The sequence below is a fragment of the Paramesorhizobium deserti genome, from assembly GCF_001558695.1.
GTDB classification, from domain to species: domain Bacteria; phylum Pseudomonadota; class Alphaproteobacteria; order Rhizobiales; family Rhizobiaceae; genus Paramesorhizobium; species Paramesorhizobium deserti.
The window spans coordinates 1,093,394-1,117,186 of the sequence record NZ_LNTU01000001.1; the positions used below are offsets into that span (position 1 = coordinate 1,093,394).

The 23,793-nt window shown below is 62.6% G+C and carries 27 protein-coding genes; 7 read left to right on the plus strand and 20 right to left on the minus strand.

Features of this window, described 5'->3' with window-relative positions; translation table 11 throughout:
- Positions 1-50: 50 nt before the first annotated feature.
- The 4 genes from ATN84_RS05125 to ATN84_RS05140 all read right to left on the minus strand — a co-directional run bounded on the left by ATN84_RS05125 (position 51) and on the right by ATN84_RS05140 (position 3,536).
- Positions 51-302 carry a GlsB/YeaQ/YmgE family stress response membrane protein gene (locus tag ATN84_RS05125; RefSeq protein WP_068880422.1) on the minus strand — a complete coding sequence of 84 codons (252 nt, stop codon included), beginning with the start codon at positions 300-302 and terminating at the stop codon, positions 51-53.
- A gap of 342 nt (positions 303-644) precedes the next feature.
- The gene (locus tag ATN84_RS05130) at positions 645-1,775 is read right to left on the minus strand and encodes a mechanosensitive ion channel family protein (protein ID WP_068880423.1); all 1,131 of its coding nucleotides are present in this window, start codon (positions 1,773-1,775) and stop codon (positions 645-647) included.
- Positions 1,776-1,830: 55 nt separating this feature from the next.
- Positions 1,831-2,634 (minus strand): aldo/keto reductase, encoded by an 804-nt coding sequence (locus tag ATN84_RS05135; protein ID WP_153020094.1) that lies wholly within the window; start codon positions 2,632-2,634, stop codon positions 1,831-1,833.
- Positions 2,635-2,741: 107 nt separating this feature from the next.
- Positions 2,742-3,536 (minus strand): endonuclease/exonuclease/phosphatase family protein, encoded by a 795-nt coding sequence (locus tag ATN84_RS05140; protein ID WP_068880426.1) that lies wholly within the window; start codon positions 3,534-3,536, stop codon positions 2,742-2,744.
- Between the two features lie 68 nt (positions 3,537-3,604).
- Between ATN84_RS05140 and ATN84_RS05145 the strand changes: the two genes are divergently transcribed.
- Positions 3,605-4,567 carry a lysylphosphatidylglycerol synthase domain-containing protein gene (locus tag ATN84_RS05145; protein WP_068880428.1) on the plus strand — a complete coding sequence of 321 codons (963 nt, stop codon included), beginning with the start codon at positions 3,605-3,607 and terminating at the stop codon, positions 4,565-4,567.
- A 20-nt stretch (positions 4,568-4,587) separates the two neighbouring features.
- On the opposite strand, the gene ATN84_RS05150 is transcribed toward ATN84_RS05145, so the two are convergent.
- Entirely contained in the window at positions 4,588-6,171 is a 1,584-nt protein-coding gene (locus ATN84_RS05150) for a phospholipase D-like domain-containing protein (RefSeq protein WP_068880430.1), read from the minus strand.
- Positions 6,172-6,355: 184 nt separating this feature from the next.
- On the opposite strand from ATN84_RS05150, the gene ATN84_RS05155 reads away from it, so the two are divergent.
- Positions 6,356-6,562, plus strand: a complete 207-nt coding sequence (locus tag ATN84_RS05155; protein ID WP_068880431.1) for a hypothetical protein — start codon at positions 6,356-6,358, stop codon at positions 6,560-6,562.
- 7 nt (positions 6,563-6,569) lie between these two features.
- Positions 6,570-6,815 (plus strand): hypothetical protein, encoded by a 246-nt coding sequence (locus tag ATN84_RS05160; RefSeq protein ID WP_068880432.1) that lies wholly within the window; start codon positions 6,570-6,572, stop codon positions 6,813-6,815.
- 549 nt (positions 6,816-7,364) lie between these two features.
- On the opposite strand, the gene ATN84_RS05165 is transcribed toward ATN84_RS05160, so the two are convergent.
- From ATN84_RS05165 to ATN84_RS05180, 4 genes are all read right to left on the minus strand, one after another.
- Positions 7,365-7,583 carry a hypothetical protein gene (locus ATN84_RS05165; protein ID WP_068880434.1) on the minus strand — a complete coding sequence of 73 codons (219 nt, stop codon included), beginning with the start codon at positions 7,581-7,583 and terminating at the stop codon, positions 7,365-7,367.
- 115 nt (positions 7,584-7,698) lie between these two features.
- Positions 7,699-9,174, minus strand: coding sequence for an FAD-dependent oxidoreductase (locus tag ATN84_RS05170; RefSeq protein ID WP_153020096.1), 1,476 nt, complete (start codon positions 9,172-9,174; stop codon positions 7,699-7,701).
- Positions 9,175-9,222: 48 nt separating this feature from the next.
- Positions 9,223-9,690 carry a YbhB/YbcL family Raf kinase inhibitor-like protein gene (locus ATN84_RS05175; protein WP_068880435.1) on the minus strand — a complete coding sequence of 156 codons (468 nt, stop codon included), beginning with the start codon at positions 9,688-9,690 and terminating at the stop codon, positions 9,223-9,225.
- 93 nt (positions 9,691-9,783) lie between these two features.
- Positions 9,784-10,035 (minus strand): glycine zipper domain-containing protein, encoded by a 252-nt coding sequence (locus ATN84_RS05180; RefSeq protein ID WP_068880436.1) that lies wholly within the window; start codon positions 10,033-10,035, stop codon positions 9,784-9,786.
- Positions 10,036-10,156: 121 nt separating this feature from the next.
- Here ATN84_RS05180 and ATN84_RS27430 point away from each other — a divergent pair, with 121 nt between their 5' ends.
- The gene (locus ATN84_RS27430; RefSeq protein WP_068880437.1) at positions 10,157-10,471 is read left to right on the plus strand and encodes a hypothetical protein; all 315 of its coding nucleotides are present in this window, start codon (positions 10,157-10,159) and stop codon (positions 10,469-10,471) included.
- 30 nt (positions 10,472-10,501) lie between these two features.
- Here ATN84_RS27430 and ATN84_RS05190 read toward each other — a convergent pair whose 3' ends face one another.
- The 7 genes from ATN84_RS05190 to ATN84_RS05220 are packed head-to-tail and all read right to left on the minus strand — an operon-like array spanning position 10,502 to position 18,277.
- A complete protein-coding gene (locus tag ATN84_RS05190) occupies positions 10,502-11,560 on the minus strand; it encodes a UDP-glucuronic acid decarboxylase family protein (RefSeq protein WP_068880904.1) in 1,059 nt (352 codons plus the stop codon).
- Positions 11,561-11,580: 20 nt separating this feature from the next.
- Positions 11,581-12,675, minus strand: coding sequence for a CgeB family protein (locus tag ATN84_RS05195; protein ID WP_068880439.1), 1,095 nt, complete (start codon positions 12,673-12,675; stop codon positions 11,581-11,583).
- Positions 12,675-13,766, minus strand: a complete 1,092-nt coding sequence (locus ATN84_RS05200; RefSeq protein ID WP_068880440.1) for a CgeB family protein — start codon at positions 13,764-13,766, stop codon at positions 12,675-12,677. Before ATN84_RS05200 ends, ATN84_RS05195 begins: the two co-directional genes overlap by 1 nt.
- Positions 13,763-14,914 (minus strand): CgeB family protein, encoded by a 1,152-nt coding sequence (locus ATN84_RS05205; RefSeq protein ID WP_068880442.1) that lies wholly within the window; start codon positions 14,912-14,914, stop codon positions 13,763-13,765. The genes ATN84_RS05200 and ATN84_RS05205 overlap by 4 nt, the downstream gene beginning before the upstream one ends.
- Positions 14,914-16,068 (minus strand): glycosyltransferase family 4 protein, encoded by a 1,155-nt coding sequence (locus tag ATN84_RS05210; RefSeq protein ID WP_068880444.1) that lies wholly within the window; start codon positions 16,066-16,068, stop codon positions 14,914-14,916. Before ATN84_RS05210 ends, ATN84_RS05205 begins: the two co-directional genes overlap by 1 nt.
- Positions 16,065-17,171, minus strand: coding sequence for an NAD-dependent epimerase/dehydratase family protein (locus ATN84_RS05215; RefSeq protein ID WP_068880446.1), 1,107 nt, complete (start codon positions 17,169-17,171; stop codon positions 16,065-16,067). The genes ATN84_RS05210 and ATN84_RS05215 overlap by 4 nt, the downstream gene beginning before the upstream one ends.
- Positions 17,168-18,277: an NAD-dependent epimerase/dehydratase family protein gene (locus ATN84_RS05220; RefSeq protein ID WP_068880447.1), complete on the minus strand. Its 1,110-nt coding sequence runs from the start codon at positions 18,275-18,277 to the stop codon at positions 17,168-17,170. The genes ATN84_RS05215 and ATN84_RS05220 overlap by 4 nt, the downstream gene beginning before the upstream one ends.
- Before the next feature lie 257 nt (positions 18,278-18,534).
- Between ATN84_RS05220 and ATN84_RS05225 the strand changes: the two genes are divergently transcribed.
- Positions 18,535-18,810: a hypothetical protein gene (locus ATN84_RS05225; protein ID WP_068880449.1), complete on the plus strand. Its 276-nt coding sequence runs from the start codon at positions 18,535-18,537 to the stop codon at positions 18,808-18,810.
- Between the two features lie 43 nt (positions 18,811-18,853).
- Here the strand turns inward: ATN84_RS05225 and ATN84_RS05230 are convergent, their stop codons facing one another.
- From ATN84_RS05230 to ATN84_RS27225, 3 genes are all read right to left on the minus strand, one after another.
- Positions 18,854-19,270: a TIGR02588 family protein gene (locus ATN84_RS05230; protein WP_161939554.1), complete on the minus strand. Its 417-nt coding sequence runs from the start codon at positions 19,268-19,270 to the stop codon at positions 18,854-18,856.
- 37 nt (positions 19,271-19,307) lie between these two features.
- Positions 19,308-20,123, minus strand: coding sequence for a TIGR02587 family membrane protein (locus tag ATN84_RS05235; RefSeq protein ID WP_068880452.1), 816 nt, complete (start codon positions 20,121-20,123; stop codon positions 19,308-19,310).
- Positions 20,124-20,215: 92 nt separating this feature from the next.
- Positions 20,216-20,548 carry a hypothetical protein gene (locus ATN84_RS27225; protein ID WP_161939555.1) on the minus strand — a complete coding sequence of 111 codons (333 nt, stop codon included), beginning with the start codon at positions 20,546-20,548 and terminating at the stop codon, positions 20,216-20,218.
- Between the two features lie 149 nt (positions 20,549-20,697).
- Here ATN84_RS27225 and ATN84_RS05245 point away from each other — a divergent pair, with 149 nt between their 5' ends.
- Positions 20,698-21,711: an MDR/zinc-dependent alcohol dehydrogenase-like family protein gene (locus ATN84_RS05245; protein WP_068880454.1), complete on the plus strand. Its 1,014-nt coding sequence runs from the start codon at positions 20,698-20,700 to the stop codon at positions 21,709-21,711.
- Positions 21,708-22,745, plus strand: coding sequence for a Gfo/Idh/MocA family protein (locus ATN84_RS05250; RefSeq protein ID WP_068880455.1), 1,038 nt, complete (start codon positions 21,708-21,710; stop codon positions 22,743-22,745). The genes ATN84_RS05245 and ATN84_RS05250 overlap by 4 nt, the downstream gene beginning before the upstream one ends.
- Here ATN84_RS05250 and ATN84_RS05255 read toward each other — a convergent pair.
- The gene (locus ATN84_RS05255) at positions 22,738-23,736 is read right to left on the minus strand and encodes a DNA topoisomerase IB (RefSeq protein ID WP_082766137.1); all 999 of its coding nucleotides are present in this window, start codon (positions 23,734-23,736) and stop codon (positions 22,738-22,740) included. The genes ATN84_RS05250 and ATN84_RS05255 overlap by 8 nt on opposite strands.
- Positions 23,737-23,793 lie beyond the last annotated feature (57 nt).

Below are 23,793 nucleotides of genomic sequence, written 5' to 3' on the forward strand. Positions count from 1 at the left end.
TCGACTTTATGTCGGCGCGGTCGGGGCGGCCATATGAAATCAGATGATTCCTATCGCCTGATCGCCCGTCCGAGCGCGATCAGGATGCACGCACCGATGAAGCCCGCGACGAGATATCCGAGCCAGCCGGGAAGGGTGATGCCGAAGAGCCCCAGGATCGCATTGGCAATGATGGCTCCGACGATACCCAGAAGGATATTGGCGATGACGCCCATATTGCTTTTCATAAACATCTCGGCAAGCCAACCCGCGATGCCGCCGATGATGATGGCTGCAATCCAGCCGACGCCAGCGTTTTCCATTCAAGTGTCTCCCGTCCTTGATTAATCGATATGATATCAATGAACTATAAGCCGGCTATCTTCCGCCTCAGGCTTCGAGAGCCGACGTTTGATCATAACGCCGCCGGTTGCCGGTGAAAACAGCCGAATGAATCCGGCCAGCACCTTCCTTTCAGCCCGACTGGTCCAGCGCATGCGGCGGCATCTGCCGGTCCGGTTCATCACGCGACAGCTGAACGGCCACAATAATGGCGATGGCTGCTATTGCAATGACAATGAGCGAACCTATGAACAATCTTGGGTTCTGCATTGGCCTGGTCCGGTTTCCTCAGTTCCAGAACCTCCCTCATCCCGGAAAGTTCCCTAATGCATGAGCGGCTTGCCCTGCCTGGAGCGGGCTGCCGCGAAGGCTTCCAGCAGCTGTTCGACCGTATCCCGGTCGACCAAAACGCGCTGGGTCGGATAGGCGAAGTTGATGTCGTTGTCCTCGAACCATTGCGCAATCTGCACAAGGATCCGCTGATGGATATCCATGTAGATGTTGTAGTCGGGGCTCAAGACATAATAGACCGTTTCGAGACGGGGGCCGATCTGATCGAACTCCGCCAGATGCGATCGGTCGAAGCGCGTCTCGTCGATTGCCTCTATCACCTCATGAATATAGCCGGGCAATTCCTGCAGCTTGGCGATCGGCGCCCGATAATGCGTGCGCAGTTCAAAGACCACCCGGCGCTCGCTCATCCGCTTGAAGTTGCGCAGGCGCGAATTGAGAAGCGTGTCGTTGGCGACGGAGATCTGCTCGCCTGACAGGGAGCGGATGCGTGTGGTCTTCAACCCGACCTGCTCGACCGTGCCCATGGAATCGTCAAAAATGATGAAGTCGCCGACGACGAAAGGTTTGTCCAGAATGATCGCCAGGGAGGCGAACAGGTCCTTGAGCAGGCTTTGCAGGGCAAACGCGATGGCTATGCCGCCGATGCCGAGACCGGCCACCAGCCCGGTAATGTCGATGCCGAGATTGCTCAGCATCACCAGCGCGACGGCCGACCAGACGACCGAGATGCCCATGATCCGCACGATCTGAGCGGCGCTCGAGCGCGCCGGATCGGGCTGGCTCGGTCCGAGCAGATGATTCTCGATCCAGAGGCTGACAAGCGCTCCGCCCCAAAGCCCGATCTGGACCATCGTCGCGATCAGGACGATGGCGGCAATCAAGCGGCTGGCCTGCAGCGGCAGAATGACGAACTGCATCGCGATCCAGAGAGCGACCGCGGCGAGAAAGAAACGATATGTATGGCCGGTCAGCGCCTGCAACGTCCGCAACAGGAGATTTCTTCGCCGCGTGCCGTCACCGGCAAGCCGCCTGTCGATTACGGACCGCAGCTTTGCCATGACGGCGAAAGCGACGGCGAAGACGAGCGCCGCCAATCCCCAGACGAAAATGTGATTGCCGAAAATTTCCCACGAATGGGTGAATTCCACAATTTCGGGCAAGGTCTCTCCAGTCATCGATAATCGTCGATAATATGAACCGCTGGCCGCGGACCGATCACGCGTATGGAAGCGATCCGAGCGAGGAATACCGCTCGTTCAAGCCGTTCAATTCCTTCATGTCCTCGTCGGCGATCACAAAATCGAGGACGTCGAGATTCTCCTGCAGATGATCCTGCCGATTGGCTTTGGGCAGCGGAACGGTGCCGTTCTGCAGGTTCCAGCGGATCATGACCTGAGCCGGTGTCTTCTGATATCTCGCCGCGATTCCGGCCAGCTTCTCGTCGTTCAAACGCTTTGAACGAGTCAGCGGACAATAGGCCTGGATGATGATCCCGTTCTCGCGGGAGAAGCGCAGCATTTTCTCACTATGGCCGAAGGGACTCCATTCGATCTGATTGACGACGGGCTTTTCGCCCGTTGCGCGGATGAGCGTATCGATCAGGTCGACGGAATAGTTGCTGACGCCGATATCCTTGGTAAGGCCCTCCTGCCTGGCACGGATGAGCCCGCGCCACAGTTCCTCGCCCGCACCCGAAGGCGGCGGACGATGGATGAGCATGAGATCCGCATAATCGAGCTGGAGCTCTTTCAGATTCCTGCCCACCGCCTCATAGGCGTCGTCCGTTTCTTCGACCTTGGTGACCAGATAGAAGTCGGAACGCTCGGCGCCGCTGCGCTTGATGCCTTCTGCGATGCCCGGCTGCGTTCCATAATCGCCTGACGTATCGATCATACGGTAGCCTAAGCGTATCGCCGCATCGATGACGCCAGCCGTATCGTCCGTCAATTGCCAGGTTCCCACGCCCATCACCGGCATGTTCCGTCCGGTATGCAGGGACAGTTCGCTGATCTGATGCATGTTCGGCCTCATTGATCGGCATTCTTCGGACGCATATCCACGCCACAAGCCAAACCTCAGCATCGCAGAATTGTTCCACGGCTGAAGCCGGAGGAAAGCCCGATTTCTCAGGGCACGACCGCTTGCCGGCTCACCGCACCGCTCCCATGCGACGGCAAAACCGGCACTTCAACCCTGGCGACCAGCGGCAGATGATCGGAAGCCGTGCGCGTTAAAACGTCCGACCACACTTGCGTTTCGATCGGCACAACGCCGTTGCCGACAAAGATATGGTCGAGCCTGAAGAGCGGATAGCGGGAGGGGAACGTCGCTCGCGGAGGCTTCGCGCCGAGCTGCGCATCCATCGCCTGCCGCGCAATGGTGCGATAGGCCACCGAAGAGGGCCTTGCGTTGAAATCACCCAACAGGACGAAGGGAGCGTTCTGGCACATCGGACTTGCGAGCCAGCTCGGGCCGAGAAGCGTCACGACCTGCTGCATGCGCTCGCGCCGGCGCAATCCCAGATGGGTGTTGATCACCTGCAGCTGCGTGCCGGCGATATCGACCGAGACCCATATGGCGCCTCTTGGCTCGCCCAGCGACGGCAGCGGCCCGGCCCGTATCAGGCGTGACGGCAGCGCCGTCAGGATCGCGTCTCCATATTTCTCCTCGGCCAGATGCAGCGCGGGATGGAAATGCACCTCCATGCGCAGTTGCGACGCGATGACATGCGCCTGATCGATGCCCTGCGTGCGCGCGCGTCCGACATCGACCTCCTGAAGCGCGATGATATCGGGATCGCAATGCGCGATCACCCTGGCGATGCGCGCCGGGTCGACCTTGCCGTCCGTTCCCCGGCAACTATGCACATTATAGGTGAGCACCCTCAGCGAAAGCCCGGAATTTGAGCGGGGTAAATTCATGGGAAGGGAACGCTTGCCTTCTCAGGTTCGTTCCGGAAGCGGATGCCGCATGTTTCGGAAAGAGGACCATGACCGCGTTTCGGCTTTTCATCAGGCTTTTCATTCTGCTGGCGATTTGCGTCGCAGCCTATCTGCTCTACCGCGCGATCAGCCGATACAGCCTCGATGAGATCATCGGATCAATTCAAGCCATTTCCCTGGGCAGGCTGATGGCCGCCTTCGGTTTTGCCGCGGCTTCCTATGTCTGCTTGACGGGGTTTGATGCGCTGGCGGTGCGTTACGTAGGCAAGAAGCTCGCCTATCGCAGGATTGCGCTCGCCTCCTTCGTCAGCCTGTCGATCGGCCACAATATCGGTGTGGCGGCGCTGAGCAGCGGCGCCATAAGGTACCGCTTCTATTCCCGCTGGGGGCTGAGCGGTGGCGACGTGGCCAAGATTATCCTCTTCACGGGGACGACCGTCGGCCTGGGATTGGCGACGCTGGGCGGCATCGGGCTGTTTCTCTATCCCGCTGACGCCAAAAGCCTGACCGACCTCAGTCCCGCGGCCATAAAGATGGTGGCAGCTGCCAGCCTGACGTTCTCAGCGCTCTATCTCGTTCTGTCGGCCTTTATCCGCAAACCGTTCGGATACCGCAAATGGAAGCTCGAACTGCCGCCTTTCCGACTGGCAGCCGGACAGATCACGGTCGGCACCCTCAATTTTGCTTTCGTCGCGGCCTGCCTCTACCAGTTGGTCGCCGCATCCGCCGAGATGCGCTACCTCGACATCGTCGCCATTTACACCACAGCCAACGCCGCGGCCATCATCAGCCATGTTCCCGGCGGCATCGGCGTGATCGAGGCGACGGTCATCTATTTTCTGCCGGGTGCGGCCGCCGTCGGCGCGGCTGTCGCCTTCCGCGTCGTTTATTTCTTCGTGCCGCTTGCATTCGGCCTGCCGCTGTTCCTCATCAGCGAACATGTGCTGCGAAAGCGCGACGAGAACGGCAAATCCCAACAGGATACGGCAATAGGCACCGCACTGCGATGAACCGGCTCACCGATGGGGCTTCAAAAGAATCTCGAAAAAAGAGAGCCGATATATCCGAAGACCCTCTGCAAGGGCCAGAACGGCTCCTTGGGATCCAGCAGCCCCGTGCCGATGAGCGGCGTGGTCTTGCCGTCATGCGCATTGACGGGGAAGGCCCTCAATCCCCTCGGCCGGATGTTCAGCTCATCGATCGCCGTGACCAGCGATCCGGTGCGGGCCAGGCATTTTTCGACGGCTTGCGGCGCGGCGTCGAGATGTTCGGCGATCAGCCTGTTGCGGAAGCCGGCGATGAGATGCCGGTGAGCATCCGTCTTCGCTTCGATGGCGATGTCGCATTCCGTATCGAGGCCTTCCGAGCGATTGTTCAGATTCGACGAGCCGATGCGCACAAAGCGGTCGTCGACGACCAGGACCTTGGAATGGATGAGGACTTCGCGCTCCGCGCCGTCTTCCTCCGGCACCACGGCATAAACGACGCGCAGCCGACCAAAATGATCGGCCTTCTTCAATCGACGGATCAGCCGGTTGCGGTTATGCCCCATGACCACCTGCTCTAGATAGCCGCGGGAACTGTACGTGGTCAGTATGACGATTTCCGGCCCGGCGGACTCCTCGAGACGCCTGGCCAGGATCTTGCCGACGACGAAAGACGCGAGATATTGCGTCTCGATATAGATGTGGCGGCGGGCGGCGGCCAACGCACTGGCGGTCAGCCGGATGGTTTCATGTGTACCGTTCTGGCCGAAAAGCGAGGGCTCGGCACGGGCTATCGCCACGTCGCAATCCGATATTTCGTAAGCGAAACCGTTAGGCCAAATCTGCCGCCCGGCCTGTGTTCCGCCGATGCTCTCGCCGGTCGCCCGTTTCCAGCGATCACGCGCCAGATCACTGACGGCGCGTGCGGCCGCGCCTGAAACCATTGCCTGCACATCGTGGACGGGGCCGTAATCATCGCCTTTATGGGTGATCCGATGCCTGGAGCGAGCCAGATGCTCGCTGTTATCCCAGCGTCCGAACGTCAGGTCGATGCCGCCGACGAAGGCAACCGCATCATCGATGCAGACCATCTTCTGGTGATGGGACCCCCGCAAGGCATGCTTGCCGTCGAACCGCAGGTGAATCCGTGGATGGTTCGCCCAGCCGCGCTCGGTATAAAGCCTCAGCGACTTGCCCGAATAGGCCGGCCCCATGGACCAGACGAGGATGCGGACTTCGAGTTTCTCATTTTCTTCCACCTGCCTTCGCAGCAAACCGCCGAGGGTTTCGCCTTTCGGTTCCTTATGCGGCCGCAACCGGATCTCGGGATCGAAATCCCAGCCGACGATCCAGATGCTTTTCCTGGCTTGTACGAGGACCTCCCTGAGCCTGTCGAAATAGCTTTCGCCGTCGATGAGGAACGCTGCCTTTTCCGCGGCCCGAACCCGCCAGGCATTGCGGCCCGCCCGAATGATCGGCCGTGACGGGATATTCGCGGCGGAAGGCACGGGAGCCGTTCTCATTGCGCCGGCGGCGGCAGGACCGCGCATCCCTTTCCGACCGGATATCTCGGTCCTCGCATCACCATTACCTGCCTCGGTGCGGAGCGTATTTCTGGGGTGATCCATTGGGGAATCCATTGCTGCTGAAACATCATGCGTATCAACCCCGCAACGATGGCGAAGGTTCCAGCCATCTCATTGGCAGCAGCAAGGGACGTATCGCGTTGAAAGCCGCCACTCCTCCTTTCGCAAATTGCCTGGAACATTCGCACCGGCAAGCCGTTGGTCGAACAGAAAATGGAGTTTAGCGATGACAGGAAACAAACATGCAAAACGCAAGGTCCCCAGCGATGCCGACCTGAAGAGAAACCCCGGCATCGGAACATCGAAGGGCACCGTCAGGGAAGGTGACGAAACCGTGCTCAAGGGCGAAACCACGTTCGAAGGCGATGTGGAGAACGACACCAACAGGAGTGGCGGCATCAATCCCTCGCAGACCGGACGCACGAACAAGTGAGGCAGCCATGACCGGACGGAAAACCCACGAACAGCAATTGCGCATCATCGAAAAACGCGAAAACACGGCCAATGCCGACGATGATTTCGACCCGCGCACAGACCTGAAGACGCCAAAGCGGATACGCGAGGCCCAGCAGGAAGAAACCCATTCGCCCGCCGCCCGCAAAAGGGCGCTTGAGACCGACGACCGCAGCATGCTGCGCGGCGAACACCAGGAAAGCCGGCATCACAAGAATCGACCGGACGATTAGCGATGAGTTGGCGCTGACGCGCCCAGCTCAATGGCCGGTTGAAGATGCACTGATCTGGATTATTGTATCAGACGGTCCGGAACGGCAAAAGCGGCCACAACAGCTTCTCTCCCCAAAAACTTATCCCACAGTTCCCACTCCGCCCTTATCCTTCCCCGCAGTTCTTCCCGCGGGAACGCGGCTCGCGACGGCGGGTCTCGCGGGGAAGGACCGGCGCTTCCGGTTGACCGCTGACGCAGTGGTGAACTGGGAGGCTTCGTCCAGGGTTTCCCCTCAAGGGAAGGGCCGAGACGGGACGTGGGTGAATGAAGCTCCCGCGACGATCCCTAGCTCTTCTCGAAGCGGAACGGACGGACATCGCCGACGGGCGGTCTTGCGGCCGCAATTGAATTTATTAATGAGCGTTGGCAAGACCGCCCGTCTTCCCATTCCCGGTTCGGGGTGTTCTTCTCAATGACCAGACGCGGCAAGCGGGCGTGGTGACACCCCCCTCTGGCCGGCAGGCCAGAGGGGGGTGAGAAGCAGGCGACAATGTCTGCCGTTTGGGGCTTAGTCATCCGGCCTGCGGTTGCCGGCGTGGTCGTGATACTGCTCGGTTTCCACTTCCTTGCTGTCCAGCCCGCGCTGACGCGTGTGCTGCGCCTTGTCCCTGTTGGACAGGACCCCATTCTCCTCGATCTTGTCCTTGTCGACATCGGTCATGGCGCCCGTGCCGTCGCCCTTGCCTTGCGTGCCGGGGCCCATATGCTTCTTGTCTGCTTTCGCCATTGGTCTTTCCCGTTCTGCTATCGCGTCAGATATTCTCGTCGCCCTAAATCATGGTCGTTCTCCGGGGCAAACGCACCAGATGGGCCGATGTTCCGATGAGGTTAAGCGGCTGCTTCTACAGGCTGGCGGGCCGCAGCGGATCCCGCGCCGGCCCATGAATGACCGATCCGTCGGGCGCGAAGACGGAGCCGTGGCAGGGGCAATCCCAGGTGCGGTCGGCATTGTTCCAGGTCAGGGTGCAGCCCTTGTGGGTGCAGGCCGCCGAAAAGGCATGGAGTTCGCCAGCCCCGTCCTTCCAGACCGCGATCTTCTCCTCGCCCCTCACCAGAACGCCACCATGACCTGCCGCGATATCGGCCACCGTCGCGACGATGGACTGGCTTTTGCCGCTACGGTGAAAATCACTGGGGTAAGGACGGGTCGGATCGTAGAGCGCTTTCAAGAGGCTGTCCCGACCGCATATGAGATCGGCGATCATCGCGCCTGCGGCGGTGCCGTTGCTGATGCCCCAGGCGTTGAAGCCGGTGGCGATATAAAAGCCGGGTGATTTCTCAGGATCCGGCTCGCCGACATAGGGCACGCGGTCAGGCGTATCGTAATCCTCGTTGCACCACCGCCAGACGACATCGCCGGCGGGCAGATTGCTCCGCACCCATTGCTCCAGCTCCAAAAAACGGGTGGCGACATCGCCCTCATGGCCGGTATCGAAGCGCGGGCCCAGCACCACGAGCAGCGGGCCGCCGGCGTCGCGGCCGGTGCGCAAGGAATGGCCGGGATCCTCGGCGCTGATGAACATGCCGTCGATCAGCTTTTCGTCTTCGATGCGAAAAGCCATGGCGATATGGCTGCGAGGCTGGGTGCGGTTGGCCATGCCGACCGGGCTCTTCACGGTCATGTTGGTGGCGACCACCAGATTTTCCGCCTCCACCTCGCCGGCATCGGTTTTGACCCGCCAGCGATTGCCTTCCTCGATCATCCTTGCACGGCTGTTTTCGAAGACACGCCCGCCATGGGCGATGAACGTCCGGGCAAGCCCCGAAAGATAGGCGGCAGGGTTGAACTGGGCCTGATGCGGAAAGCGAAGCGCCGCTGCGGTATCGAAAGGCAGCGGAGCGCGATCAACCATCTCGGCCGTCAATCCGAGGCTGCGGGCGGCCGTCGCTTCCGCCTCGATGCGCGGGCGCAGGGCGGCATCCCTGGTATAGACATAGGCGTCCCTATGCTCGAAATCGCATTCGATGCCGTAGCTGACGACCCAGCGGTCGATCAGATCGCAGCCATCACGATTGGCCTCGGCATAAAGCCTCGCCATCTCCTCGCCGCGCATGTCGATCAGGTCCCGATAGATCAGCCGGTGCTGCGTGGTGATCTTGGCGGTCGAACGACCGGTCACCTGGCGGCCGACGGAAAGCCCCTCAAGAAGGACGACGGAACGTCCATCCTCGCACAGGCGAAGGGCCGTCGTCAGGCCGACGATACCGCCGCCCACCACCACGGTCTCCGCCCGGATCGCCTCCCGCAGGACCGGAAAATCCGTCGGCGGCACGGTGGCCACCCAGCAACTGCCGGCCTCGCCGGGAAGCTCCGGCACCTCTTTTTCCTGCATCACAGCGCGTTGGGACGAAAAGCCGGCTGGCATCTAACTGGCCTCATAGGTGCCGACGAGCTCCGTTTCAGCGATGATATGGGGCTCAGCCTTCTTCAGAATGGTGTCGATATCGGCTTTTTCATCGAGATGGAGCGTTTCCGCGTCAAGCGCCGCAAGGCGGAAATGGTAATGGTGCACGCCGTGCCCTTTCGGCGGCTGCGGCCCGTCATAATGCGGGTTGCCGAAGTCATTGACGCCATGCCCGAGGCTTTCCGTCTTGGCGCCGGCGGTCGTGCCTTCTGGAAGCCGGTCCCGGTCCGGATTGATGTCATAGACGGCCCAGTGGCGGAAAGTGCCCGATGGAGCATCGGGATCCTCGACGACCAGCATGAAGCTCCTGGTGTCCTCGGGCGCATCTTTCCACACGAGCGGCGGCGAGACGTTCTCACCATCGCGGATGAATTTTCGCGGGATCCGGTCACCATCGCTGAAGGCTGGGCTTTCGAGCGCAAATGCCATGATATTCCTCCTTTCGAACGGCCGGTGGATCAATTCACATACGCACGCGCTGCCCCGGAAGCTGGCAATCCGGAACAGCCTGCGTGGCATTGGTTACGGACAGCGTGCGGTGTAGCGACGTCCAGAACGATCGCGATAGACACACCGGCCGGGTTCGCTGGCGTTGCCGATCAGGGCGCCGGCGGTCGCACCGACGGCGCCGCCCACCACGGCCCCTCCAACACTGTCGGATACAGCACCACCGATAGCCGCACCGCCGAGGCCGCCAATAACCGCGCCGCGCTCGGTTGCCGAACAGCCGGCGATCACCGTCATCGCGGCAAGCGCAAACAGAGCATTCCTCATGGTTATGTCTCCTTCTCCCTGCCTCCGGGATAACCCCGACGAGCACCGTTTGTTCCACTGCATCCGCCAGGGAACATCCGGCCGAGGGGGGCGTTGATGCCGTAATCAGGAGATCGCAGACATGGTAGCGAAACGCGCGGAAAAAATCCCGAAAGACCCGCCTACGGTCGACCGGATGCGGAAAGATATCGACAGGGGCGAAACCCGTGAAAAGGTGCCTTGGCCCGACCCGGCGGCAGCGCCCATGGGAACGGACGACGAGGCGGCGGGGCAACCGCCAGGCAGAAACGAACGCAGCATCGAGGCGGAGGCCAGGCCCGACCCCGTTGACGTGGAGAGAAGCCAGCCTTCAGCGGTGGGGACCTATGTCGTCATTACCATCATTGCCGGCTTCGTCATCATCGCCATTGCCATGGCTCTCCTCAATCGCGGTTGAAAGAGCGCTATCCAGCGCTCCTCCTCCCGGTTATCGGCCAAGGGGCTGATATTCACGCTCTCCCTGCTTTGACAGTCGTACCGCCCTGGCAAGCGTGCGACGCCTGCCGCGACGCGCTTCGCCCTCGACGGCCAAGGCCGAGAACCACTCGATCGTCCGAACCAGCCCCTCCTCCAGAAGCACTTTCGGTTCCCAACCGAGAAGCGCCCGCGCCCGGCTGATATCCGGCCGCCGCCGCTGCGGATCGTCCTCCGGCAACGGCACATACTGAAGGGGCGAGCCCGTTGGAATATGCGCCTGGACCAGCCGCGCCAGCTCCAGGACCGTGAACTCGCCGGGATTGCCAAGATTGACCGGCATGCGGGGATTGGGTTTTACGCGCATCAGGGCCAACAGGCCTTCGATCAGGTCAGAGACATAGCAGAAGGAGCGTGTCTGCTCGCCCGAGCCATAGACCGTCAAGGGCTTGCCGTGGAGCGCCTGGATGATGAAGTTCGATACGATGCGGCCATCGTCGCTCTGCATCCTCGGCCCATATGTGTTGAAGATGCGCGAGACCCGCGCATCGACGCGACCGGCGCGGAGGAAATCAAAGCACAGCGTCTCGGCGGCGCGCTTGCCTTCGTCGTAACAGGCGCGCGGGCCGGTGCAGTTCACATGGCCCCGGTAGGATTCATTCTGCGGGTGCTCCTGGGGATCGCCATAGACCTCGCTGGTGGAGGCCTGCAGAAAGGTCGCTCCATTCTTTTCGGCGAGTTCCAGGAGGTTGGCGGTTCCCACCACGCTGGTCATCAGCGTGTGAGCAGGGTTCGCCTGATAACGCGGCGGCGATGCGGCGCAGGCGAGGTTGAATATCTCGTCGATCGGCTCACGGATCTTGAGCGGCTGGCAAATATCATGCTCGATCAAGCGGAAGCGGGGATGATTTTCCAGCGCGGCGACATTGGCAGCGGCGCCGGTAAGAAAGCTGTCGGCGCAGATGACGGCATGGCCGTCGGCCAGCAGCGCATCGCAGAGATGAGAGCCGACGAAACCCGCGCCGCCCGCAACCAGAACGGTCTTCCGCGTATTCTTTCGCATTTCACGCATGAGATACACCTTCTTTCAAATCACCGGACGGCCATTGATGGAAGCGCCGCATTCGAGCATTCGATCGCCCTGATCATCTCGCGTGCCCGCGCCCGGCCGGTATGCGCGGTCAGAACCCGCTCGCGAGCCGCATGCTCGATGGCCTGCCGCTCCGGTTCGGGCAAAGAGGTAAGCTGGCGAACGACCTCTTCGGCTGTCTCGCCGATGATGATCGCCTCATGCTCCGGCATTAGATCATCAAGCCCCCGCCAACGGTCGCTGATGATCGCCGTGCCGCAGGCCGCCGCTTCGAACAGTCGCACGCTGGGGGACCAGCCGAGCTCGACCATGTCGCGACGCGTGATGTTCAGCGTGAAGCGCTGGCGCGTATAGAAGGAGGCGTGCTCGGACGGCGGAAGATGCTCGAAGCGTTCGACATTGGACGGCCAGTCGATACTCTCCGGGAATTGCGCGCCGGCAACGACGAAACGTAGATGCGGCAGGCGCCGCGCCGGCTCGATCAAGAGCCTTTCCAGCGCCGGCTGGCGATCCGGGCTGTAGGTGCCGAGATAGCCGAGATCCCACTCGATGGCCTCGCCGGTGTTGAAATGCTGCGCCGGGTCAACAGAGCAGTGCAGAGCCTCGGCCCGCCTTGCGCCGTAACGGCTTTCCAGGAGATTGAGCACATTGCCGCCGGAAAAGGAGAAATAGACGTCAAAGATCGGTATCTGCCGCTTCGCCAGATAATCCTCCTCACCGCGATCGAGCCGTGCGAGCGTGACCGGCGTGTCGATATCATAGAAGCAGAGCACTTCCGGATTTGCCGCCGCGACAAAATCGATGATCTTGACGCCCTCGGGCACGAAGGACCCGACGACGACCGCATCGGCATTTCTGATCGCCGGCAGATAGCGGCGCAGATCATCGATGCCGGAATAGAATTCCAGCGCGCAGAAATCGGGATCGGGCAGATCGCGATGCTCGGCATACCAGGGCAGGTCCCGTTCGAGGAACAGGATCCTGTGCCCCTCCTCGCGCAGGCCGCGCAGCAGAGCGCGCCAGGTGGTGGCATGGCCGTTTCCCCAGGAGGAGGAGAGCGAAAGCCCGAGAACGACAAAGGTGAACGGTCCCGCCATCACACGGCCTCCATCCGGCGTGCGGGAACACGATTGCGGACGATCTGGTCGACTTCGGCAGCGCGCCTGTCATAGGTGTGCTCGCGCAGGACGCGCTCCCTGGCGCGCTGGCCTATTGCCGTTGCACGCAGAGGCGTCAGCTCGTTGAGGATATCGACGACATCCCAGCCGTCGCGGGCGGCCAGCACCTCCTCGCCCTCCTTCAGGAAGAGGTCGAGCCCGGTCCATGCATCGGTGATCAGGCAGGCGCCCGCGCCGACCGCCTCGAAGACACGGGTGGCGGGGGAATAGCCGTTCGATGCCATGCTCGACCGGCTGATGTTCAGCACGGCCTTGGGCGAGACGTTGAAGGCGTTGTGATCGGCGGTACCGACATGGCCGATATAGCGCACGTTGGGCGACATCGGCTTGTCCTCCCAGCCCGAGCCGCCGAGCAGAAACGTCCGCTCCGGAAGCAGGGCGGCGGCGGTGAAGAAGAAGTCGTCGACACGCTGTTCGCGATCCGGCAGGCGGTTGCCGAGAAAGGCGAGGTCACAGGCGAAACGCGGGTCGTGCGGCACGGGTTGATGCGTCTCGGGGTCGAGCGCGTTGTAGATGGGGATGCAATCCTTGACGCCGAGCGCGCGGTAGCCATAGACGACCGGATCGCCGCCGCCATAGGTCAGCACGAGATCGACGCGGTCCAGTTGCGCGCGCAGCGGCTGGTCGCCGTCTGCAGCCAATGACGCCAATGTCGCCGGGGCATCGACATCCCAGAAGATGGTGAGCGCCTGCGGGCTTGCCGCGTCGAGAACCTGGCCGAACAGGGCATCGTCCTCGAAGCCGACGCCGCTCGCCTTGACGACGATATCGGCTTCAGCGGCGCGGGCCGTCACGCCCTTCATGGCTGCCGCTGTCGGCTGGTAAACGACCACCTTGCACCAGTCGGGAGGGTCGATGTCGCGGTTCTGCTGCCTGCCATAGACATCGGGCTCATAGAAGGTGACGTCATAGCCGAGAGCGGCGAGCGCCTTGATGATGCCCCTGTAATAGGTGGCAGCGCCGTTCCAGCGGGAGGAAAGCAGGCTCGACCCATAGAATGCGATTTTCATTTCACGTCCTCCTGCAGAAGCAATGTCGATCGAGCGCCGGCCACTTGTTCCGGCATACGTCTCGCCCCCAGCCGGTCGAGAATCTGGAAAAGCTCATCGACCCGATGGGCGCAGGTATGGCGCGTGCGAATGGTCTCGAGCCCGGAAGCCGAAAGCGAGGCGGCCAGGTCGCGGTCGGCGATGACGTCACGCATGCGTGCGGCCATCTCGTCGCCGTCACGGGCAAAGAGAAAATCGCGGCCCGCCCGGAACAGGCCTTCGCTGTCGCTCCAGGGGGCGGAGATCAGCGGGATGCCGGAGGCGAGCGCCTCGAACATACGGATGGTGGGGATGCCGGGCAGCGCCTCGGTATAGGGCCGGCGCGGGATGTGCACCGTCAGGCGATGACGGGCGAACACATCCGGCACATCGGCATTGGCGATCCAGCCGCGATAGGAAAGGCCTGAGGCTTCAAGCCTAGCGCGGGCATCCTCGGGATAGCGCACGCCACGGACGCTGCCGCTCAGGCCCAGCCGCCGGGCCGGCTCGATCAGGAAGGCCTCGATTTCGGCGGTTCTCTCGCCATCGCCCCAATTGCCGACCCAGACGATATCTCCCGCCGGCTCCGTCTTCTCATGCGGGCGGAACAGGCGCGTGTCGGCGGCCTCATGCCAGGTGAAGGCCTGCCGGCCCCATCCGGCCCTTATATAGCGCTCGCGCAGCGTTTCGCCGAAAGCGAGGATGCCGTCATAATCCGCAAGGTCTAGGGCGGCGATTTCCGCCGTGGCCGATGCCGCACGGTGATGGGTGTCATGAAAGAGCAGCGTGAACGCCCCGCCATCGCGCCTGGCCCTGCCGATCCGCCTGACCAGCGCGGGATCCATCCATTCGTGCACGATGACGACATCGGCCCCCGCCACGACCTCCTCATGCGGAAACGCCGAACCGTAAGCAATCGAGATGAGGCCGGGAAAGTCGCGGCCGAAGCGGTCGAGCGCCTCCAGTCCCTGTTCCCGGACGATATTTTCCCTGCTCCAGCCGTTTTCCGGCTCCAGGGCAACGGCCTTGTGGCCGCGCGCCAGAAGCTCGCGCATGACCCCGCGCAGGAAATGCGCATTGCCATGGTTCCAGTCGGAAACGAGCGAGTGGGTGTAGAAGATGAAACGCATCACGCCTCCGATAGTGACTGGCGGGCCGGCTGCGAGACGAGGCCGCGATAGATAGTGGCCATGCCGCGCGCCTGGCGCTCGGGCGTAAGGCCAAGCGATCGCGCGAGGGCACGTTCTCCCATGCGGCGGCGCAGTTGCGGATCGCCGGCCAGAAGATCGATGGCCTCGACGAGCTGGTCCGGTGCGGTGGGGTCGAAGAAGATCGCCGCCTCGTCCCACAATTCGTGATAGACCGGTATGTCGGAGAGGATCAGCGCCGCCCCGGCGCGCGCGCCCTCCAGCGCCGCCAGCCCGAAGGGCTCGTAAAGCGAGGGCGAAACCAGGATGCCGGCGCGCCGCACGAGCCCAAGCACTTCGCGATGCGGCAGGCTGCCGAGGCTGCGGGCATGGTGGAGGATGATCATCTGGCCGTTCGGCCCGTGGAGCGGCCCCGCGAGATGGATAGGCCATACCGATTTTCCGGCAGCTGCATCGAGCACCCCGACATTCTTGCCATCGTCCCACCAACGGCCGGCGGCGAAAACGAAGGACTGTTTGTCAACCGGATCGAACCGCGCCGCCGTTCCATTGTGCACGACCGACAATCCGGGAATCTGCCCGTAGCTGCGCGCAATGGCATCGGCATGGGACCGGCTCGGCGCGACGATCGCATCGGCGCGGGAAAAGCCTTCGGCATTGCGGCGACGATGCCAGAGCCAATGATCCGGCAGCGGTCCCGTCCGCATCGTCTCCCACCATGTGACGAGGCAGGAATGAGAGACCGTGACCACGGGGATATCGCGCCTTATCCCAACCGCCTGCGACGGCAGGTTGAGGTGGAGAATGTCAATGCGGTGATCATCGACCAGTCGCTCCAGCACCGACGGTATGGTTTCGAGCTCGCTTTCATCCTCAGTCATCCAGTCGAGCGGCTGGTCGAGCCAGACGAGTTCTCCGATTGCTTCCGCCTCCTCCCTCTGCTGGGATGACGGCTGCGGTCCGAAGCCGGCGAAGACGGTCGAGACGCTGAATTCCCTCAACGCATCGGCGCAATCCATCGCATAACGCCAGACGCCGCCGACGGCATCGACGGTCATCAGGATACGCAGTTCTCGATCACCGGTGCGCAGGGCGGCTTGCGGTGATCTTTCATCATTGAGGGCGGAGAGGCTCATGCCGAAATCCTCTCGCGATCGCCAAGGGCCGCACCCAGCCCCCTGTAATCGTGGAGCCAGGCGGCGAGGTCGCGCAGGCCGTCGCGCCAGCCTATGGTCGGCTTCCATCCGAGCCGGAGCTGCAACGCGCGCGTATCGGCAACGAAATAGGCCTGATCTCCAGGCCGCCAGCCTGCCCGCTCGACGGCGCACCCGCGACGGGTGAGCCTCGCGATCTCGCCCAGGACGCGCCGGAGGCTGACGGCATTGGCCGGACCGCCGCCGAGGTTGAATGCCTGGCCGCTGACGCTATCGATCGATCGCAACAGCGCCCGATAGGCGGCCACGGCATCGCTGACGTGGAGCACGTCGCGCACCTGTTTGCCATTGCCGTAGATGGTGATGGGCTCGTTTTTCAAAGCGCTGATGAGGAAATGCGCCACCCATCCCTGATCCTCATTGCCGAACTGGCGGGGGCCATAGACGCAGCTCATCCGGAGCACCGCCGTCGGCACGCCGAAGGATTTGCCGTAATCCAGCGCATACTGGTCGGCGGCGCCCTTCGAGCAGCCATAGGGCGTACAGAAATCGAGCGCCCGGTCCTCGCCGATGCCGTGCCGGTAGAGATCGCGTGCGGCGGGGACATATCTGTCCTCAAGCTCGATGAGCTTCAGATCATCGAGCGCGCCATAGACCTTGTTGGTGCTGGCGAAAATCACTGGTGCATGGTGCCTGGAGCGGCGCGCCGCTTCCAGCACATTGAGCGTACCACGCGCATTGACATCGAAATCGAGGAAAGGCTCGGCCATGCTCGTCGTCACGGCGGTCTGGCCGGCGAGATGGAACACCGCCTTGGCATCGGTGAAGGCCGGTTCGATTGCCGAAAAATCCCTGACATCGGCGAGTAGCGGATGGACGCGCGCGCCGTGTTTCTCCTTGAGCCATTCCAGATTCTGGTGAACCCCGGGACGGGAAAGATTGTCGAGGATCACCACCTCCTCTTCGCTGCCGAGCAGGCTGTCGGCGAGGTTGGAGCCGATAAAGCCGCTGCCGCCGGTGATCACGACGGGCGCAGCCTTGCCGATCAGCGAAGGCGCGTGCTGGCGCGGATCGTTGTCGCTCATGTCACCAATCCCCGTGCTTCGAGATTGCGCCGCATTTCGGCACCCTTGTCGACGGCGCGGGAGCGGCTGACCCATTCCGCGAATTCGCCGAGCGAATTCTCCAGAAGGAAGCGGGGCTGGAAGCCGAGAAGCTCGCCGGCCTTGGAGATATCGGCAAAGCAGTGCCTGATGTCGCCGGAACGGGAGGTCCCGAGGATTTCCGGCTCGATTCCGGGCACGCCCATGACCTCCGCCAGGAGCCGCGCGACGCCTGCAATGGTATAGGAGCGGCCGCTGCCGACATTGATCACATGACCATCGGCCTGCGGCTGCTCCAGCGCCAGGCGGAAGGCCCGGGCCACATCCCTGACATGGACAAAGTCGCGGCGCTGCTCGCCATCCTCGAAGATCATCGGCCTTTGCCCGTTGGCGAGCCGCGACGAGAAATTGGCGAGGACGCCGGTATAGGGATTAGAGAGCGCCTGGCCGGGTCCGAAGACGTTGAAGAGGCGCAACGCCACTGCCTGGCGGGCATAGGCCTGAGCGAAGATCAAGACCGCCTTCTCCTGGCAATATTTGGTGAGGGCGTAGATGGAGGCGATATCGACCGGCTTCTGCTCGTCGGTCTGGACGGGCTCCAGCTTTCGCCCATCGGGATTGGTGGGGTCCCAGCGCCCGGGCCCGATGGATTTGGGAACGCGGCGGACGGCCCGCTGCAACTCGCCCTCATCGTCACGGTAAAGGCCCTCGCCATAAACGCTCATCGAGGAGGCGACGACGATACGCTCCACCGGGAGATCGATCAGCTCCTCGAGCAGGATCGCCGTTCCCAGCTCATTCGCGCCGACATAACGGGCGATCTCGTACATCGACTGCCCAACGCCGACCTCGGCGGCAAGGTGCACCACCTGGTCAATTCCGCGGAGGGCAGCGCGCAGCGCGTCGCGGTCCCTAATGTCGGCGAAGACATAATCGACGCGGCCGTCGCGCTCCGGCGCCTCCTCGCCATGGACCTGTTCGACGAGGCCATCGAGAACGCGGACGCCGTAGCCGTTTTCCAGAAGTTCGTCGGTGAGATGGCGGCCGATGAAACCGCATCCTCCGGTGATCAATATCTTCTTGTTCACGCCGGCTCCTCATATGGAATTGAAATCAGTGAATTTTCCAACCGAACAGGAACAACGAAGGTTTGTTCCCGATGCTGATGAACATCATGAAGATGCTGAAAAAGGTGCGTGTATGAGAGAAGATGGCCAGCAGTGCTGCTGGCTCCAAAGGAACAATTTCCGGCTCGAAAGGTTTCTATCGGTCCCGAAATTTTCTGCTTCGCGCCATGGCATTCAGCGGCGAAGCAGGTCGAATGCGATTTCGTCAGGAGGGATCAATGAGCGAATCGAAAACCACCACCGATCATGGAACCATCCGCAAATGGGCCGAGGCGCGGGACGGTCATCCCGCACGCGTCAAGACTTCCGCGCCGGGCGGGATCCTCAGGATCGATTTCGGCGAGCCGGAGGAGAGCCTGGAAGAGATTTCGTGGGACGCGTTCTTCACGATCTTCGACGAAAACGATCTGGCATTCCTCTACCAGGACACCACTTCGAGCGGCGGGAAAAGCCGGTTCAACAAATTCATCGAGCGCGGCTCCGAGCGGCGGTAGCGACGTTCCGACCTCGCTGATTTCTTGTCAAACCGTCAGGACATCATGGATCGCTATACCCGAGAACCCTGACGCGGAGTTGCGCCGCGCCAGGGTCGGCGCTGAACAGGAAGGCGCCATGTCGCGTCGAATGCCGGGGGATATAATCGAACTCGATCTCGGCCGTTTCCGCAACCGCACCGTCGCGTTCCAACATGCCGCTCAGCCGCACACCGGCGGCCGTCTCGGTGCCCTGATTGGTGACGGCGACTGGAACGCGGAAGGCGTCGCCGGCCCTCTCGATCCTGCCGATCTCATAGGCGAACCGCGGCGGATCGGGTGAAACGAAAAACGCCTGGTAAAGAAGAAATCCCAGCAAGCCCAAAATGAGCAGGGCGGAGAGCCCGCCCACTGCCCATTCGACGGGGTGGGCCGTTCCTTCCTTTATCGCCGCCTTCGGCTGCCCGCTCTTCTTGGTCATATCCATTTCTTCAATCCGTTGAAGCCATGCCAATGGTTCACAGGATCAGCCGGGCCGCCGCCGCGCCGACGGCCGACGGAAACGCCAGAACGATCATCGCCATGACGACCTGCTCGAATGCCAGACCGTCGGTGCGTCCGAAAACCCAGAGAATGAAAAGGCTCACACCCGACGCGACCACATATCCAGGCAGCGTGAAACGGATGAGGGCGCTCCACCAGGGCGTTTCCGGCGAAAGCTCCGTTCCGCCCTGAAACCCGAGAGCGAACACGAAGCCATGCATGACGGCGAGCGAGAGCAGGACCAGCGCGATCGCGTGCCATTGCGTCATCTGATAGGAGATGAGCACGGTTTCCTCCGTCGGCGCGATGTTGAACCCCAGGAACAGGGCACCCACGCCCATCAGGAACATTTCACCTCCATAGGTATCTTCCCGCCGCTGATCCGGCTCGTTGGAGGTGGCCACAAACTGGCTGCGCGCGAGCAATGCGCCTATGCCGGCCGGTATCGTCTGCAGCGCGATCTTGCCGACGATCTCCTCGACCGCCATGTCGGAACGGTTGACATTGAACAGGATCAGCACCGTCACGCTGGTGAAAAGGCCTATGCCGAGGGCGAAGACCGCATCAAGGACGATATCCTGCCAGCGCAAGGTGTATCTGAAGCCGATCCGGTGCGACAAGCCTATGAGAAGCGGAACCGAAAGAGCGATGAGCACCGCCAGGCGGATCGGGTCTGCGTAGAAACCCAGCCACCACATCTCCATCGTCATCAGCATGGGAAGCGAAAAGATCAGCGCCCCGCCCACCGCACGGCCGGTATCCCTGAGCAGCTTGCCATTCGAGGATCGCATTTGCCTCTTGGCGGCTGACGAACCGGTGGTTCGCCTTCGCCCATTATTACCGCTCATCGGCCTCGTTCCTGCCTCATCTTCATTCCGCGCATTCAGTTATCCGACGGCTGATCCGGGATGGCACGGGGCGGGATGACCGGCGTCTTGCCCACGTCGGGGGGCGGAATGTCCGCTTCCGTGTCTCCCGTGGGCGGTGGCTTCAATACACTCCTGCAGCGCTCCAGCCGCTCCGCCAGGGCTTCGCGGGTCTCTCCCTGCTTGTCGTCTTTCCGCCCATCCCCGGGTTGAGCCCGGCATTCCGCCGGAACTTGCCAGTTTCCGTTCTGATCGTTCCCCTTCGCTTCATGATCGGCGGCAAGGGCGTGAAAGGGCCCCGTCGCAAGCATTGATATGCCAAGCAAAGCGATGGATGTCCGATTTGACATGGTAACCTCGCTTTCGTCGCGGTCGCGTTTCCGGTTGTATTCCATGCACATAACGCCCGGGCCCCATTCCTGTTCCTCCACTCCGCTTCGCGCCGAGCGCGGGAACATGTCGGGTTCTACATTGTTCGGCGGTGTCGAAGCAGAAGGGGATGATCATGACGCTGAACAGACCGATGACGCTCGACACGATCGCTCCGGTGCGCATGATGCACGCAGCCGTGGTCACCGGTCCGGGCGCGCTGCGCATCGAAACCGTGCCGCGGCCGGAGCCGGCGGCGGGCCAGGTGCGCGTGAAGCTGGAGGGCTGCGGCGTATGCGCCTCGAACCTGGTGCCCTGGGCCGGGCCGGAATGGATGCAGTTTCCGACCGAGCCCGGCGGCCTCGGCCATGAAGGCTGGGGCATCGTCGATGCCGTCGGTCCTGAGGTCGACACGGTCAGGGAAGGCGACCGGGTCGCGGCCCTCTTCCATCATAGCTATGCCGAATATGACGTCGGCGACGCCGAGGCGGTGGTGAAGATACCGCCCGAAATGGCCGATCAGCCCTTCCCCGGCGAACCGCTGGGCTGCGCGATGAATATCTTCCGCCGCAGCGATATCCAGCCGGGACAAATGGTGGCGATCGTCGGTACGGGTTTCATCGGCGCACTGCTCTGCCGCCTCATGGTCGGGGCGGGCGCCCATGTCATCGCCCTTTCCAGGCGCGGCTTCGCCCTTGATGTGGCGAAGCGGATGGGCGCCAGCGAGGTGATCGCGCTCGACAACCATCATGCGGTGATCGACAAGGTGAAAGCGCTGACGGGCGGCCTCTTCTGCGACCGCGTCATTGAGGCGACGGGAAAACAGTGGCCGTTCGATCTCGCCGCCGAGATCACAAGGGAGCGTGGCCGGCTGATCATCGCCGGCTATCACCAGGACGGCCCACGGCAGATCAACATGCAGCTCTGGAATTGGCGCGGCCTCGACGTCATCAACGCGCATGAGCGCGACCCCGCGGTCTATATCCGGGGCATGCGCGAGGCGGTCGAGGCGGTGGCTTCCGGGGCGCTCGATCCGCTGCCGCTTTACACGCATCGTTTTCCCCTGTCGCGTCTCGATGAGGCGCTGAATGCGACAAGGGATCGCCCGGACGGTTTCATGAAAGCGCTGGTGACGATGCAATGACGGTGCTCGACCAGATACAGCGACTGGATCCGGCCCTCAAGCGGCCCCGGCTTGGCTTTCTCGGCGTCGGGTGGATCGGCCGCCAGCGCATGGAGACGATCCTGGCCTCGGGCTATGCCGAAGCGGTGGCGATCGCCGATCCATCACCGGAGATGACGGCGGCCGCCCAAGAGATGGCTCCCTATGCGGAAACGGTTTCATCGCTCGACGAACTGTTGGAGCTCGAGCTGGACGGGGTGGTGATCGCAACCCCCAGCGCGCTGCACGCCGCGCAGTCGGTCGAGGCCCTGAAACGGGGCGCGGCGGTGTTCTGCCAGAAGCCGCTCGGCCGCAGGGCAACCGAAGTCAAGGAAGTGGTCAGGACGGCGCGGGAGGCGGACCTGCTTCTGGGGGTGGACCTTTCCTATCGTTTTACCGAGGCGATGCGATGCGTCCGCGACAGTATCGAGAGCGGCGAGATAGGACCAGTGTACGCGGCGGAACTCGTCTTCCACAATGCCTATGGCCCGGACAAGCCGTGGTTCTACCAGCCCGAGCTTTCGGGCGGCGGCTGCGTGATGGATCTCGGCATCCATCTTGTCGACCTCGCGCTGTGGGCGCTGGATTTCCCCCCAGTGACGCAGGTTTCGGGCAGTCTCTTCTCGGAGGGGGAACGTCTTGGCGTCAATCCCGAGCGGGTCGAGGATTATGCCGTGGCGACGCTCGAATTCGAGACGGGGGCGATGGCGCGGATCGCCTGCTCCTGGCGGCTCCACGCCGGATGCGACGCGGAAATCTCGGCCACTTTCTACGGTCGGAGCGGCGCCCTCGCCTTCTCGAATGTCGGCGGCTCCTTCTATGATTTCAAAGCCGAACGGTTCACCGGCACGAGCCGGGAGACACTGATCAGCCCGCCCGACGCCTGGGGCGGTGTGGCCGCTGTGGACTGGGCGCGGCGTCTTGCAGCCGGTTCCGGCTTTTCGCCCTCGGCCGAGGATTATGTGAAGGTCGCGGCCGTTCTCGACCGCATCTATGGGCGGTCTACGCTCATGTGATGTGATTGTTCTCCGGGCGTTCGAGCCAGCGCAGCACGATCGCCTCCTCCGGGGGGAACCCCTCCGCCGGCTTGCGCATGCGGCGGCGGATCGCGTCCAGTTCGCGGGCGAGCCGGCCATCCTCCCAGGCGGTCATCACAGAGGGATGGATATAGCACTCGCGGCAGATGGTGCGGGTGTTGCCGAGTTTTGCCGCGACCTGGTCGATGATGCCGTTCATCACCCGAGCGCGCTGGCGTTTCGTCTCCGGCACCTCCGCCTCAGCAAAGAGGCCGGCCGCCCTCACCGTACCGCCCCATGTCCTGAAATGCTTGGAGCTGAAGGGCGTGCCGGCGGCCTCGCGGATATAGTCGTTGACGTCCTGCGATGCCACCGAATGGCGATTTCCGTCATCGTCCAGATATTGGAAAAGCCGCTGGTCCGGCAAATCCTGGAGAGCCCGTATCACCCTTGCGATACGGCGATCGGTGATCCTGAGCTTCCACTCCTTCCCCGATTTGCCGCTGAACTGCAGCCGAAGCGTCGAGCCTTCCAGCTCCACATGCCGCTCGCGCAAGGTGGTGAGGCCGAAGCTGTTGTTTTCCCTGGCATAGGATGGGTTGCCTATGCGGATCATGGCGCGGTCGAGCAGCCAGACTGCCGCGGCAAGCACACGTTCGCGCGGCACGCCATGCCGGCGCAGGTCGCAGTCAATCTGCTCGCGCAGCTTCGGCAGCGACCGGGCAAAGGCGGCGAGGCTCGAAAACTTCACCTCGTCGCGATAGACGGTCCAGCGGGGGTGGTAGCGATATTGCTTGCGTCCGCGGGCGTCGCGGCCCGTGGCCTGGATATGGCCATTGCTGGCCGGGGAAATCCAGACATCGGTCCAGGCCGGCGGGATGGCAAGGGCTTTGATGCGCTTCAGCGTCTTCTCGTCGGTCACCTTGCCGCCGTCGGCCCTGATATACCAGAAGCCTTTTCCGGCGTGCCTGCGCCGGATGCCCGGCTCCATATCGCTGCAATAGACAAGGGAGGCGGCGCGCGCAGCCGCCTCGGCATCCACATATTC